13 protein-coding genes are annotated in these 13,228 nt (G+C 71.9%); 5 read left to right on the forward strand and 8 right to left on the reverse strand.

Annotation, left to right across the window (positions count from 1 at the left end; translation table 11 throughout):
• Window positions 1-49 precede the first annotated feature (49 nt).
• Window positions 50-1,318: a pentapeptide repeat-containing protein gene (locus tag HNR61_RS22190; protein WP_182845070.1), complete on the forward strand. Its 1,269-nt coding sequence runs from the start codon at window positions 50-52 to the stop codon at window positions 1,316-1,318.
• A gap of 299 nt (window positions 1,319-1,617) precedes the next feature.
• Here the strand turns inward: HNR61_RS22190 and HNR61_RS22195 are convergent, their stop codons facing one another.
• Both HNR61_RS22195 and HNR61_RS50490 read right to left on the reverse strand, forming a co-directional pair.
• Window positions 1,618-2,472, reverse strand: coding sequence for a maleylpyruvate isomerase family mycothiol-dependent enzyme (locus HNR61_RS22195; RefSeq protein WP_182845071.1), 855 nt, complete (start codon window positions 2,470-2,472; stop codon window positions 1,618-1,620).
• Window positions 2,473-2,707: 235 nt separating this feature from the next.
• Window positions 2,708-2,959, reverse strand: a complete 252-nt coding sequence (locus HNR61_RS50490) for an ATP-binding protein (RefSeq protein ID WP_376770266.1) — start codon at window positions 2,957-2,959, stop codon at window positions 2,708-2,710.
• Between HNR61_RS50490 and HNR61_RS50495 the strand changes: the two genes are divergently transcribed.
• A complete protein-coding gene (locus tag HNR61_RS50495) occupies window positions 2,951-3,169 on the forward strand; it encodes a hypothetical protein (protein WP_220509610.1) in 219 nt (72 codons plus the stop codon). The genes HNR61_RS50490 and HNR61_RS50495 overlap by 9 nt on opposite strands.
• A 157-nt stretch (window positions 3,170-3,326) precedes the next feature.
• Here the strand turns inward: HNR61_RS50495 and HNR61_RS22205 are convergent, their stop codons facing one another.
• Window positions 3,327-4,331: a HEAT repeat domain-containing protein gene (locus HNR61_RS22205; protein WP_182845073.1), complete on the reverse strand. Its 1,005-nt coding sequence runs from the start codon at window positions 4,329-4,331 to the stop codon at window positions 3,327-3,329.
• Window positions 4,332-4,337: 6 nt separating this feature from the next.
• Entirely contained in the window at window positions 4,338-5,006 is a 669-nt protein-coding gene (locus tag HNR61_RS22210; protein WP_182845074.1) for a HEAT repeat domain-containing protein, read from the reverse strand.
• A gap of 128 nt (window positions 5,007-5,134) precedes the next feature.
• On the opposite strand from HNR61_RS22210, the gene HNR61_RS22215 reads away from it, so the two are divergent.
• Complete coding sequence (locus tag HNR61_RS22215; RefSeq protein ID WP_182845075.1) at window positions 5,135-5,524, forward strand: hypothetical protein; 390 nt, start codon at window positions 5,135-5,137, stop codon at window positions 5,522-5,524.
• Between the two features lie 85 nt (window positions 5,525-5,609).
• On the opposite strand, the gene HNR61_RS22220 is transcribed toward HNR61_RS22215, so the two are convergent.
• From HNR61_RS22220 to HNR61_RS22230, 3 genes are all read right to left on the reverse strand, one after another.
• Window positions 5,610-7,055 carry a DEAD/DEAH box helicase gene (locus HNR61_RS22220; protein WP_182845076.1) on the reverse strand — a complete coding sequence of 482 codons (1,446 nt, stop codon included), beginning with the start codon at window positions 7,053-7,055 and terminating at the stop codon, window positions 5,610-5,612.
• 217 nt (window positions 7,056-7,272) lie between these two features.
• The gene (locus tag HNR61_RS22225) at window positions 7,273-7,476 is read right to left on the reverse strand and encodes a cold-shock protein (RefSeq protein WP_045313469.1); all 204 of its coding nucleotides are present in this window, start codon (window positions 7,474-7,476) and stop codon (window positions 7,273-7,275) included.
• Between the two features lie 285 nt (window positions 7,477-7,761).
• Window positions 7,762-8,397, reverse strand: coding sequence for a hypothetical protein (locus tag HNR61_RS22230; RefSeq protein ID WP_182845077.1), 636 nt, complete (start codon window positions 8,395-8,397; stop codon window positions 7,762-7,764).
• 124 nt (window positions 8,398-8,521) lie between these two features.
• Here HNR61_RS22230 and HNR61_RS22235 point away from each other — a divergent pair, with 124 nt between their 5' ends.
• Window positions 8,522-11,143 (forward strand): DUF4132 domain-containing protein, encoded by a 2,622-nt coding sequence (locus HNR61_RS22235; protein WP_182845078.1) that lies wholly within the window; start codon window positions 8,522-8,524, stop codon window positions 11,141-11,143.
• A gap of 39 nt (window positions 11,144-11,182) precedes the next feature.
• Here HNR61_RS22235 and HNR61_RS22240 read toward each other — a convergent pair whose 3' ends face one another.
• The gene (locus tag HNR61_RS22240; RefSeq protein WP_182845079.1) at window positions 11,183-12,178 is read right to left on the reverse strand and encodes an esterase/lipase family protein; all 996 of its coding nucleotides are present in this window, start codon (window positions 12,176-12,178) and stop codon (window positions 11,183-11,185) included.
• A gap of 298 nt (window positions 12,179-12,476) precedes the next feature.
• Between HNR61_RS22240 and HNR61_RS22245 the strand changes: the two genes are divergently transcribed.
• On the forward strand, window positions 12,477-13,112 hold the full coding sequence (locus HNR61_RS22245; protein ID WP_182845080.1) for a hypothetical protein: 636 nt from the start codon (window positions 12,477-12,479) through the stop codon (window positions 13,110-13,112).
• Window positions 13,113-13,228: the final 116 nt, after the last annotated feature.

Consider the following 13,228-nt stretch of genomic DNA (forward strand, 5'->3'; position numbering starts at 1 on the left):
GCAGGTCGCGGCGATGGACGGGCCCACCCGCCTGTGATAGGCAGCGGAGATGGGGCCGCCTTACCCGTTCAACACCGAGATCTTCGTCAGCGCGGACATACGCGCTCCAGGACTGGCGGAGCTGGCCGCCCGCCTGCGGAGCGAGTGGCCGGGGCACGATCGGGCGACCGCTCCCGCCGACCGGCCCGCCGCCGAAGCCGCGATCATCGGCCTGTACCGGCTGATCGGCGCCGAGGAACCGCGGCTGGTGTGGATCGACTCGCCCGCGGCCGCCTGCCCGCCAGGCGATGATTTCTGCGAGCCCACGGCCGAGGCGGTCGCGGAGGCGCACGGTGGACCGGCGCCGGGGGCCTGGCTGCTACCGGTCCTCAACGGCACTGTTCCGGACGGCGAGTCCCGCCGATGGCGGGCCAAAGCCCGCCGCCGGGAGGTGTGGGAGCAGCGGCTGACCCTCTGGAGGGACCTTGTCGGCTCCTGCGGCGGCTGGTGGCCGTTCGAGCGGGTGTGCGTGGTGTCAGAGCGGCCGATCGTCGTTCACGTCGAGCCCTGGCGCGAGCGCGGTGAAGCGGACGTGCGGCTGCACCGCCGCGACGGTCCGGCAATGCGCTACCGCGATGGCTGGTGCCTGTACGCACTGCACGGGCGGGTGGTCCGGGAGGACATCGTCCAGGGCGAACGGACCGGGACTCCGCCATCCGGGCCGCGCGCCGATCTCACCCGCGCTGACCTCAGCGGAGCCGGTCTGCGCCACGCGGATCTGTCCGGGGCGGACCTCGCGGGCGGCGGCGTGTACGCGGACTTCGCCGGCGCCAATCTCGTCGGGGCCGATCTGCGCGGCGCCGACCTCGGCATCGCCCCCGACTTCAGCAGGGCGGACCTGACCGACGCCAACCTTGCCGGACTGAACCTCGGCGGTGCGCCCGAGTGCGGCTTCTCGCAGTTCACCGAGGCGAAACTGGTACGCACCATCTTCACCGGCAGCGATCTGCTGGGTGCGTACTTCACCGGCGCGGACGTGTCCGGCGCGGACTTCGCGGGCGCCAGATTCTGGACGGGCATGGAACGTGCGTCGACCGCCGAGCAGGTGTCCTTGGCGGCGTCCCTCTTCGGCGGGGCCACCTGGGACGGCGCCACGACATGGCCCGACGACCGCCTGGCCGAAGTGTTCAGGCGGGCGTCCCATCCGACCGCCGAAGGCACGTTCCGCGTCCATGACAAACCGTCGCGGCCCGATGTCGCCCCACACCCGCCGGCAGGCGCCTCGGCGCAACCGAACAACGGCGGTCAAGGCGACGTCTTCTTCGACTTCGGTCGCTAGCGCCCCGTCAGGCAACGTTCGCCCGGTCTTGACCGTGTGCCACGCCCGGCCGGCCTCCCGCGCTCGGTGAAGGTCAGCGCGGGCCTGCCCGGCGGCGGCCGAACGGGGCCGGTGCGGGCGCGGGACGGGCGTCCACAGGATGCCGGGGATCTCGCCGAAGGTTGAATCGCATGGTCGTGCCTCTCGGGACCGCGTTCACGGATGCCACCTCGTGGCTTCGTAGGTGAGTTTGGGAGCCAGCCGCTTCTGTGTCCGTCGTCGGGACCGTCACTGCGAGTGTCCGGCGCTCATCAGGATCGTCAGGTGGCTTGGTGCGGGGTCCAGATGATCGACACGATGTGCAGAGCTGCGTTGGCAAGCTGTTGGTCGCCTTCGATCTCGGCGCGTTCGGCTGCTTGCTTGGGGGTGATGCCGCGGGTGCACAGACGCCAGGCGGTGTCGGCGTCAAGTCGGATCCGCGATGTGGGGCAGGGGTGCGGCTGGTGTTGTAGTGCCCACCGGTTCGGTCCGTGGAGACAGGTCCAGGTGCCTCCGGCGGGACCGGGCACGGTGACTTGGACCGTGCTGCCTTCCTGAGCCGACACGTCGCGCAGCGTGTGCGGCAAAGCCCGCAGAAAGGTGTCGAGGACGGGTCCGAGGAAGTGGGGTTCGGTCAGACCGATCCGGTTGGTGGCGTCGCAGATCTGCTGGTGGTGGGTCCAGTATTCGGTGAAGTCGCGAGCTGCGTCGAGCCAGGCCGGATGTGCCTCGGGGCCGGCCCAACGCACCGATCCGTTGGGTGCGTCCAGATCGACGGTCTGCCAGAACTCCACGATCTGATCACCGGTGCTCGACAGCAAGTCGATGAGCATCGGCGGGCTGATGCGGCGGGCAGCGGTGACCCACTCGTCGTTGATGCGGTTGAGGAAAGCGGCGAAGGCCTCATCGGCATGGGGGCGCAGGCCCTGGAAACCATCGCGGTGGATGGACAGACGGCCGATGTGATCGCCCAGCACATGTGCAGCGATGTCTTTGACGTCCCAACCCGGGCAGACTGTGGGATGGCTCCACTCCTGGTCACGCAGACCACGCAACAGATCGATGAACGCGGCATGCTGCGCACCGAACAGCGGCCGGACGTCAAGAGGCGATCCCAACCAGGACACATCGATCATCGCCTTCTCCAGGCTGCGTGTTGGGCGAAGGGCCGACGTCCTTGCCGCCCAGGAACGAATCTAGGGGGCCAATCCGATCCCTGTTCAGCTCTGGCGCGGGTCTGGGCGGGGCGGTGGGAGGCGCTGCCGGATTCGATGATGTCGCCGCCGAAAGTGAGGCGGTCAACGATGGCGGCGCAGAGCCGCGGAAGGCCTCGTTTGGAGCTGTTTGTCGTGGGTGGCTCGACGAGTTCGTTCACCAGCTTGGTGGCCGGGGTGTAGCGGACTCGGAAGCCCTTCGTGGCGGCCTCGGTGCCCAGCGAGATGACCAGGTGGCGAGGGTGTGAATGACGGCCGGGTCGACGTTGGGGTTGGCCTCGAAGTCGAACTGGCGCAGCGACTTTGGCCGGGGGAACTGGGCTGCTTTGATGCGGCGCTCACAGCGGCGGCGGGCCCGGCCGTCGCACTCGGTCAGCAGCAGCGGGGCCAGGAATCCCAGGTGGGACATCTGCTCGCGGCCGGCGGTGACGGCCGGGTGCCAGACGGCAGCCGGGCCAAGCGCAGCCGCCGCTCGGTCAGCGAGGGCACGGTCGCGCCGTCATCGGCTCGATCATCGGCTGGGATGGGCTTGTCCGGCTTTGCCGGCGGTCCGGTGAGCACCTCGGGGGCGATGGAGCCGGGATCGTCGCAGTCGGTGCTGGTGGCTTTTATTGCGTAGCTGGCCTGTGCAACCTCAGAGCCACGGACCAACATCCGGCTCCCGTTCTCGCTTACAGAGCCACACCTCGGCTCGACCGCCGAGAGCCTGGAGTTGGACGGTGACCGCGACGACCTGGCCGCCGCCCGCCTCACCGGCACGGCCGTGGCCGGTGCGGCTACCCCACATCGCGTAGTTTCAGGATGTATGTCGCAGTAAGCGCGACGGCATGGTCCTCGTCGTGCGACAGCTCCGCGAGGGCGCGGGACGCCGTGGTTCCCGGGATGTCCGCGAGCGCCTGCGTCAGCCTCCGGCGTGCGGACGAGTCCACGACGCCCGGGGCGAGGCGCTCGACGAGCCCGGTGGCGATCCGATCCGCCAACGCGGGATCGCCCGCCAGCGCGCTCAGCGCGTCGGCCGCATCGGCGTCGTTCGCCTCCTCGGCGACCATGTCGACGAGCGTCGGGACCGCGTCGGCCACCCCCCGTGGCCCGAGTGCCAGGGCCGCCCACCCGCGGACCGCGATGTCGGGGTGCGTGAGGGCGCTCCGCAGCAGCGCGGTCGCCTCCTCGCCCGGGATCTCGGCGATGGACTGGACGGCGCGTTTGCGCACCTCGGCCACCGGCGAGCCAAGGCCCTCCGCCAGCAGCGGCAACCCGTCATCGCCCGACCGCGCCAGAGCCCATCGGAGGGCTCCGGCGACGTTCGGGTCCGTCTCGCTCAACACCGCCTCGACCAGGGCCTCCACCGGCGCCGGAACCTCCTCGACGGAGGACAGCGCCGCGCGCTGACGCTTCGCGGCGCTCTCCGCCCCCAGGGCCTGCAGGAGCGCGACGATCTGGAGGACGTCCTCCCAGCCGGCGGGTTCCGCGGCACCGATCCGACGCAGTCGCGTGAGCAGCTCCGTCTCCCTCGCGATGCGCTCCCGCGTCCGGCGGATGAGGTCGTCGACGAGCCCGGAGGGCGTGAAGCCGGGGTCGTCCAGCGCGGACCCGACCTCACGCAGCGACAGCCCCAACGACCGCAGGCTCTCGATATGGAAGATCCGCCGGATGTCCTCGCCGGAGTACTCCCGATAACCGGCCGCGGTACGCCCCGTCGGCCGCACCAGGCCGAGCGACTCGTAATGCCTGAGCATGCGGGCGCTGACCCCGGAGCGTCGCGCCACATCACCGATCAACACCGTCCATCATCCCTCCTGGCCGGCCATGCCGAGGGCGACGAGGCGCTTGGCCTCCTCGACCGCGAACTCGAACCCGGCGTCCGGGTCGCGCAACAGCCGTTCCGTGACGATCGCATGGTGACGCGCCCGGGGGTCGGGACCCGTCATCGCGGCACGCAGGACCGGCATGATCACCTCACCGAGCGCGATCAGCGCTCGGCTGAGGCTCAACCGCGTCTCGCGCGCCCCGCGCCCGAGCTGTGTCGCCAGCACCGCGGCCAGCTCGGCTTCCCCGCCCTCGGGCACGAGCACGACCGCCGCCCGCCACGCGCTCCGCGCCACCTCGTCGTCGGCGTCGGTCAGCAGCGCCCGCGTGATCGCCGGCCACGCCCGCCGATCCCCGATCTTGGACAGCGTGTGCAGCGCCTGGCTCCGTGCCTGCGCACGCTCCGAGCGCAGTTCGTCGATGAGCCTGGGCACCGTCACCGACGACGGGTGGCGGGTGAGCGCCCAGGTGAGCATGTCGCGCACGAAGAACTCGGGCTCGATCGCGCACCGTTCGACGAGCTTGCCGACGAACCGCGGGTCAGGGGCCGTGCCGACCGCCATCGCCGCCCGCAGCCGCACCGACGAACCGCTGCTCTCCAGCCCCTGGAGGGCTCGCATGACGTTCGTGTCCTCTTCCGGCATGGTCATCGGGACCACCTCCCTGACCGCAGTGAAGACGTTGTCACCGTGTCAAGGTCAAGCGCCGACGACCCCTACGGCGCCCCACCCCGCTCCGTGATCCCTGAGGAAACGCAGGTCGGATACGGTATCGGCTCATGCGGAACCTTCCCGAGGACGTCGCCGATGTCCTGGACCTCCTCCTGGACGGCGACGGCCCGGCGCACCGGGAGCTTCGCGGTCAGCTTCCGCACCTCGGTGTGCGGGAGCGCTGCGGGTGCGGGTGCGGCACCGCCTATTTCGAGCTGGACACCGATGCCGTGCCGCCCGCGTCGGTCCCCGGCCGCGGCACCGTGATCGCCGCTGAGGCGCAGATCGTCACCGGCGGGGAGGAATGGCTGGGAGAAGTCCTGCTCTTCGTCCAGGGCGGCTACCTGTCATGGCTGGAGGTCTGCTCCTACGGTCTCACCGAGATGACATTGGCCGAGGCCCGTCCGCTGCTGCGGCCCTACCCGGCATCCACCCCCGGGACCGACCCTGGAACCTGACCGTCTCTTGACGGCCTTCACCCCGCGAGGCCGCCGAACGGTGTCGGCCTCGCGGGGTGTGGGGTGCTTCGCTCGCGCCTCGTCCCTAGCGAGAGGTCTTGCTGCGCGCCGGACGTCCGCCTCGTGCGGAGCGGGCGGGCTGCGAGTCGCGCGGGCCGCGGCGGCTGGGGGCGGTGTGGCGCGGGCGGGCCTGACCGCCGGCCGGGGCGGTGACGTCGACGGGGACGCCTGACGGGGTCCGGGCACCGGTGATGCGGGCCAGCTCGGGGTCGCCGGGGCGCACGGTGGTGTTGTGCGGGGTGATGTCGGCCCGGGACATGAGATGGTTCATCGCGCGGCGCTGGGAGGGCAGCACCAGGGTGGCCACGGTGCCGGACTGCCCGGCGCGGGCGGTGCGCCCGCCGCGATGGAGGTAGTCCTTGTGGTCGGTGGGCGGATCCACGTTGATGACCAGGTCCAGGTCGTCGATGTGGATGCCGCGCGCGGCGACGTTGGTGGCGACCAGCACGGTCAGGTCTCCGGAGCGGAAGCCGTTGAGGGTGCGGTTGCGCTGGGACTGGGTCTTGCCGCCGTGCAGCGCGGCGGCGCGGACGCCGCAGGCCGTCAGCTTGCGCACCAGCCGGTCGGCGCTGTGCTTCATGGCGACGAACATGATGACCCGGCCGGCGCGGGCCGCGATGTGCGCGGTGGTGTCGTGCTTGTCGGCCTCGGTGACATGGAGCAGGTGGTGCTCCATCGTGGTGACCGTGGCGGCGGTGGGGTCGACCGAGTGGGTCACCGGGTCGTGCAGGAAGCGGCGCACCAGCGCGTCGACGTTGCGGTCCAGGGTGGCCGAGAACAGCATCCGCTGGCCGCCGGGCGCCACGTCGTTCAGCAGCCGGGTGACCTGGGGCAGAAAGCCCATGTCGGCCATCTGGTCGGCCTCGTCCAGCACGGTGAGGGTCACCTGGTCCAGCCGGCACGCGCCCCGGTCGATCAGGTCGGTCAGGCGGCCGGGGGTGGCGACCAGCACCTCGGTGCCGCGTTGCAGGGCGTTGGCCTGGCGCGGCAGCGGCATGCCGCCCACCACGGTGGTCATCCGCAGCCCGACGGCGCGGGCGTAGGGGGTGAGGGCCTCGGTGACCTGCTGGGCGAGCTCCCGGGTGGGGACCAGCACCAGCGCCAGCGGACGGCGCGGTTCGGCGCGTCGCCCCGCGGTGCGGGCCAGCAGCGCCAGGCCGAAGGCCAGGGTCTTGCCCGAGCCGGTGCGTCCCCGGCCCAGCACGTCACGGCCGTTGAGGGCGTCGGGCAGCGTCGCGCCCTGGATGGGGAACGGGGCGGTCACCCCCTGGCGCGTCAGCGTGGCCAGCAGCGGCGCGGGCATCGACAGCTCGGCGAACGAGGTGACGGCGGGCAGCGCCGGGGTGACGGGCGTGGGCTGGGTGAACTCGCCCTCGCCCGGCTGCGGCCGGGAGGGGTGGGCGGCCTGCGGGCCGCGGGCGCGGGACCGGCCGTGGGCGGGCGGTCGCGAGGTACGCGAAGTACGGGGCATGGTGAGAGACCTTCCTCAGAACGGCGCGTGTCGAGGAAGGCTCCACAGGCCCGAAGCGGGGCCGTATGCGGGATTCTCAAGAACGAACCGCGGGCGGCGGGCCGCGGATGCGCGGCCCGGTCGTGCCGGGTGGGCGGCCGGTGGGGGCCGCTGGTGGCGATGCCCCCGCGGCGGGGCGGAACGGGCCGGCGCCCGCCGCGGGAGACCGTCAGCCGTTTCAGGCGGGAACGATGTTCTCCGCCTGCGGGCCCTTCTGGCCCTGGGTGATGTCGAAGGACACCTTCTGGCCCTCCTGGAGCTCACGGTAGCCCTGGGCGGCGATGTTGGAGTAGTGGGCGAAGACGTCGGCGCCGCCGCCGTCCTGCTCGATGAAGCCGAAGCCCTTTTCCGAGTTGAACCACTTGACGGTACCGGTGGCCATATCGTTCTCCTTCTGGGTTTGATCCCGATCCACACCGTGTGGACCGGGAGCGCCGCGATAGACCCATCCGGAAAATCCAGAACAACAAAAAACGCGCCAGAGGTTGTGTGGAGAACCTACAGGCGCGTGCAAATGTCTATGGGAACCGCAACTGATGTAACAGTAGCACACGGATGCACCGGTGGGTCGGGCCCGTCCCGTGAGGGTCCTCCGACGCGGCGATGAGCAGGGCGAACAAGCCCGAAATATCCCCGCGAATACGGCCGAACAACCCGTCTGATTCCGTCAATCGTCCCCCTGTGGACACGACCTCGACACGCTCTGGCCGGCCGTCCACGCCCGCTTCCCGATTATCCGATGAGCGGGGCCGGCCGGTACGGGAGAGATCAACCTGTGATAGAGCGGGACGACAGGGGCGTTCACCGGACATCTGGCGGTCGGCAGGCGGAAACCACGTTTTTCCGGTGGTGGTCCGCCGGCCCGCTCGACCCGCGCCGGGGTCACCCGGAGTGGAGCTGGGCGTGCAGGGTCTGGCCCACCCATCGTGTCCGGCGTTCGAGCGGCCAGCCGCGTTCGCGCACGAACAGGCAGGTACGGATCGGGGCTGAGCAGCCCGTACGGCAGGTCGGCCGCCTCGGCCGCCGTCCGATGGACGACGTGACGCGGATCGACGTCCCTCGGCCACAGGGCGGCGACCTCGGGATCGCTCGCGGCGGCGGCCTCCGGCACCCTGCCGGTCGGGGCGACGAGCTCCAGGACCGTGGTCGTAGCGGCGACCAAGGCGTCCAGCATCCGCGGCGCGGTATCAGCGGCCAGCGCCCCGGTGAACCAGGGGCGATCCATGGTGGCCGCCGGCTCGTCATCGCCGGCCTCACCGAGCCCGGGCGCGCCGTCGCCCTGCGGGCTGCCGGCGTTCGTCATCGGCACGATCCACCTGGACCACCTCGGCCCACGACCCCACCCGCGATCCACCGCCGTCGGCCCACACCCCCTGTGAGAGGACGCTCGGCGGAAATGTCGGCCGTGATCGCTAGGTTGCGGGGCCATGGTCGAGACGGTGGACATTCCGGTCGAATGGCGTGAGCACATACATCCCAGGCGCGGCGGGGTCGCCGGGCCGCGGGTCGTCCTGGACGAGGACGCCGCGCGGCGGGCGCGCGAACAGGAGCGCGAGGCACGCCCGATCGCCGCGGAGATGGCGGGCCACGAGCGCACCGACCCCGAGCTGGCCAAGGCCGTCCGGGCGTGGCTGGACGGCGAGCCCGACCCGGTGGGCGCGGCGGTCGTCGCCGCCGTCGCGGTGAAGTACCTCCCGGGCACCGACGGCGCGGCCTTCCTGGACGCCTGGGTCCTGGACCACGGGCTCGCCTTCGCCGCCCGCGCGGTCACCGAGACGGCCTCCGTCGAGCTCGGCCCGGTGCCGCGACCGGCGACACCCGACGCCGACGGCGTCATCCGGCTCGTCGCCTACAGCTATGTCGGTGAGGGGCCCGCCGGGTGGCGCGGGGAGATCCGGCGCAGGACCTCCGCGGACCACTTCGGCGCGGGCGAGTGGATCGCCGAGGACACCGTGATGAAGCGGCTCCGCACGCTGCTGGCGGCGGCCCCGGAGGCGGAGTACCGCGACGCGGTCGCGCGCCTGGCGGCGCACCGCGGCGACACCTGGAGGCGCGGCACGGTCTCCTATCTCGTACCGACCGAGACGGCCTGGGTGGAGGATTCCTTCGCGGATTCCTCCCTCCAGCGGACCCTCAGGCCCGAACACGTGCTCTGCTCGCTGTCCCACGCCGGGCAGGCCGACCGGATCGGCTGGACACCGGAGACCCCCGCCGTGCTCGGGACGCTGCTCGACGGGCTGGGCGCGGGCGCCCTCCCGCTGCTCGAAAGGGCACTTGAGAACTCCTCCTACCACGGCGCCGACGAGAGGCGTCCGTTCGTGTTGAAGGCCCTCCTGGCGATCCCCGACGAAGGAGTCTTTCCCATCATGCTGGACCGGACAGGCCAGAAGGGCGTGCCCGCCGTCCTGCGGGAGGCGATCGAACGCCACCCGGTCCACGCGGTCCGGTCGCTGGCGTCGACGGTCGACGACGGCACGACCCGCGGCCTCCGGGCGGCCGGGCTGCTGCGGAGCCTGCTGTACGCCCGGCCCGACCTGGCCGCGGAACTGCCGTCGAAACCGTCGAGGGCCGTCGAGGCGCTGCTGCCGCGCCCGGCCGTTCCGGACAGCGACGAGGTGCCCGACATGCTTGCGGGCAAGCCCGCCCGCAGCGCGAAGGTGGACTGGGCCGACCCGGCGCTGCTCCCGCAGATCCTCACGCGGGGCGGCGACCGGGCACTGCCCGAGAACGCGACCAGGCGCCTGCTGAACCTGCTCGCCAGGAAGGACCCCGAGGCCGCGGCCGTGCGCGAGTTCTGCGATCGGCACTCGCTGGCCGAGTTCTCCTGGGCCCTGTTCCAGTACTGGTACGCCCTCGGCGCGCTCGGCCGGTACAACTGGGCGCTCGCCCAGCTCGGCCTGATCGGCGACGACACGACGGTGCGGCGGCTCAGCCCGCTGATCAGGCTCTGGCCGGGCGAGGGCAATTCCACCCGCGCCACCGCCGCGCTGGACGTCCTCGCCCAGATCGGCTCCGACGTCGCCCTCACCCACCTGTTCGAACTGGCCCGCCGGGGGCGGCACAAGGGGCTGAAGGCGAGGGCGCTCCGGAAGATCGACCAGATCGCCGCCGCGCGCGGCATCACGCCGGAGGCCCTGGCCGACCGCGCCGTCCCGGACTTCGGCCTGGACGACCAGGGCACCCTGGTCCTGGACTACGGCCCCCGCCGGTTCACCGTGACCTTCGACCAGCAGCTCGTCCCGCTGGTCGTGGAGCCGAACGGCAAGCTCCGCAGGAGCGCGCCCAAGCCCGGCCCCAAGGACGACCCGGCCCTCGCCCCGGCCGCGCACGCCCTGTTCACGGGCCTGCGGAAGGACCTGCGGACGATCGCCGACCAGGAGATCAAGCGCCTCGAACTGGCCATGATCAACCGGCGGGAGTGGACACCGGAGGACTTCCACGCCCTGTTCGTCGCCCACCCGCTGATGGGGCACATCACCCGCCGGCTGGTGTGGATCACCGACGGCGGGACCGCCTTCCGCGTCGCCGAGGACCGCACCTACGCCGACGTGAACGACGACCCGTTCACCCCGGAGCCGGACGCCCGCGTCGGCATCGCCCACCCGATCCTGCTGGACGACCTCGACGCCTGGGCGGAACTGTTCGCCGACTACGAGATCCTGCAACCGTTCGAGCAGCTCGGGCGGCCCGTCCACCGGCTCACCGACGACGAGCGCGCCGCGCACCGGCTCGCCCGCGTGGAGGGGCTCGTGCTGCCCTACGGCAAGGCCAAGGGGCACTCCCAGGGGCGCTGGGAGTCCGTGACCGCCGACGGCGGGTTCGCGGGCGGATGGCTCGCCCGGCGCGACCCCGCGGGCCTGTACGTCGTGGCGGACCTGAGCCCCGGCCTCTCCGCCTACATGTACGGGGAGGGCGAGCCCCAGAGGATCAACGCGCTGTGGGCGGGCCCGGCCCCCGCCCCCTCGCCGCAGGACACGGTGCCGCTCGGCGAGGTCGACCCGGTCACGATGAGCGAGGCCGTCCACGACCTCGTCCGCAGCGCGACCTAGCCGGGCCCGGTTCTGCGGGCCCGGCCGTGGGGCGTGCGGTCAGGTGCAGGTGTTGTCGATGACGTAGTGGTTGTCGGCCTTCTGGCGGAGCTTGGTGGTGACGTAGGCCGAGTGGTAGCCCATGTACTGGTTGGAGCCGTTGGCGTAGGTCTGGCCCCAGACGGCGCGGGCGCGACCGGCCTGGACGTGACCGGTGTTGCTGGTGATGTAGCAGGTGCCCGAGGAAGGCGGCGGCGTGGTCGGGGGTGTGGTGGGCGGGGTGGTGCCCTCGTGCTCCTTGATGAACCTGCGCATCTCGGCCAGGGCGGTGGCATCCCTGATGATGGTGAAGTGGGTGGGCGCCGTGGGCCCGGACATCAGGTAGTTCAGGTGGGCGCCTTCCAGCTTGGCGGTGTCGTAGGGGGCGGCGTTGATGTCGTTGACCGACCGCACCGTCATGTAGGCGACCTTGTTGCTGTGGGGCACCTCGGTACCGGAGTTCAGGGCCCGTAGGAACGGGGTGTTGGGCGAGGCGAACTGCTGACAGGACACGTAGAACTGGCAGCCGTTGTTGGTGGTGCCGTGCTGCGGGCCGGCGAAGCCGATGTACTGCGACACCTTGTCGCCGCCGCCCAGGTTCTTGATGTAGTAGCGGGCGGCCAGGGTGGAGGCCGACCAGGTGGCCAGCACCACCCGGGAGGCGCCGGTCTGGGAGCGGACCTGGTCGACCTTGGCGCCCAGCTCCCGGGCGGCCACGGCCAGGTCCTGGGTCATCTTGCTGCTGTCGGTCCAGGTGAACAACCGGTCGGCGGGCCAGCCGTTGGACTGCAGGTTGCTCTTCATCGTGTCCATCGACGTGGTGTTGCCCGTCATCCCCGGGATCATGATCACCGGGTCGTGGACGGGCGCGGCGGTGGCCGTGGCCGAGGGGACCGCGAACGCGGCGACGGCGGTCAGCGCCGCCGCTCCGGCCGACAGGGCGGCGGCCAGGAGCCCGCGGCCGCGCCTGGTCCTTCCGGACGGCCGTGCCGCTTCGGCGGGGGTGGGGAGCAGCATCGAATCCTCCTGTCCGTCGGCGTCCGCATGAGGAGAACGGCTCATGCCACTCGGTCAGGCCGACGGAAAATCAGGGGTGGGACCGAGGTGGCTCCCAATTAGAAACCCGGCCGACACGGACCGCTATGGGAGTCGAACCCACTGTTTCCGCCCACGAATGTGCACTGTGTCACATCGCGGCCCGCACGCTGCGATTCCGCTCACGACGTCCCGGCAGGGTGCGCGCATCCCCCCGAACGGCCGCGCGGCGGGTCGGTGTAGCGTTCTTCTACTACAGGTCGTAGTTCATGGTGAGGTCATGCGTCCCCCTGGTTGGTTCCGCCTGATGCGCTCGGGGCTGTTCGCCTCGGTGTGCGTCGTGCTGTCGCTGGCGGGGCACGACCTGATGACCCCGCATCCCGCGCCCGCCTGGGCCGGGTGGACGGCGCTGGCCGGGCTGACCGCGGCCGGCCACTGCCTGGCCGACCGGCGGCGTTCGGCCTGGTGGCTGCTGCTCGCCGTCGAGGTGGTGCAGGGGGTCCTGCATCTGTGGTTCACCTGGTCCGCCCATCTCGGCCACCCGGCCGCCGCGGTGCCCGGCGCCGCCCATCACGGCGGCGCGGGAACGCCCGTGCCGATGGACCACGGCGGCGCGTCACCGGGGATGCTCGGCGCGCACGCGCTGGCGGGCGCGCTGGTCGCGCTCTGGTTGTACGCGGGGGAGCGCGCCCTGTGGCGGATGCTGGACGCCGTCGCCGGGTTCCTGCTGCGGCCCGTGCTGTGGACGTTCGCCGTCCTGTTCGGCGGCGGTCTCCCCGCTGAGGCGCGGGCCCCTCGCATCGGGCGCGGGCGGGGTGAGGACGAGCGCCCGCCGAACGTGGCCGTGCTGTGCCACACCCTCGTACGACGCGGTCCTCCTCGGCCGGTCGGCGTCGCGGTAGACGCCCCCATCTGATCACGGCCCGTCCGCGGCGGCCGCGCCTCGAGCGCCGCGCCGCCCGCTCCGCCCGCGCCGCCGACCGGTGATCCGCCGTTCGGCGGGCCGGGCGCGGGGTCGTGGTCGTCGCAGGA

Source organism: Actinomadura kijaniata (assembly GCF_014138665.1).
Lineage (GTDB): Bacteria > Actinomycetota > Actinomycetes > Streptosporangiales > Streptosporangiaceae > Spirillospora > Spirillospora kijaniata.

Bases quoted from the DNA above. Each gene is read 5' to 3' on its own strand.
- HNR61_RS22190 (WP_182845070.1), top strand. From the start codon at position 50: ATGGGGCCGCCTTACCCGTTCAACACCGAGATCTTCGTCAGCGCGGAC.
- HNR61_RS22195 (WP_182845071.1), bottom strand. From the start codon at position 2,472: ATGATCGATGTGTCCTGGTTGGGATCGCCTCTTGACGTCCGGCCGCTG.
- HNR61_RS50490 (WP_376770266.1), bottom strand. From the start codon at position 2,959: ATGTCCCACCTGGGATTCCTGGCCCCGCTGCTGCTGACCGAGTGCGAC.
- HNR61_RS22210 (WP_182845074.1), bottom strand. From the start codon at position 5,006: ATGACCATGCCGGAAGAGGACACGAACGTCATGCGAGCCCTCCAGGGG.
- HNR61_RS22215 (WP_182845075.1), top strand. From the start codon at position 5,135: ATGCGGAACCTTCCCGAGGACGTCGCCGATGTCCTGGACCTCCTCCTG.
- HNR61_RS22220 (WP_182845076.1), bottom strand. From the start codon at position 7,055: ATGCCCCGTACTTCGCGTACCTCGCGACCGCCCGCCCACGGCCGGTCC.
- HNR61_RS22225 (WP_045313469.1), bottom strand. From the start codon at position 7,476: ATGGCCACCGGTACCGTCAAGTGGTTCAACTCGGAAAAGGGCTTCGGC.
- HNR61_RS22230 (WP_182845077.1), bottom strand. From the start codon at position 8,397: ATGACGAACGCCGGCAGCCCGCAGGGCGACGGCGCGCCCGGGCTCGGT.
- HNR61_RS22235 (WP_182845078.1), top strand. From the start codon at position 8,522: ATGGTCGAGACGGTGGACATTCCGGTCGAATGGCGTGAGCACATACAT.
- HNR61_RS22240 (WP_182845079.1), bottom strand. From the start codon at position 12,178: ATGCTGCTCCCCACCCCCGCCGAAGCGGCACGGCCGTCCGGAAGGACC.
- HNR61_RS22245 (WP_182845080.1), top strand. From the start codon at position 12,477: ATGCGTCCCCCTGGTTGGTTCCGCCTGATGCGCTCGGGGCTGTTCGCC.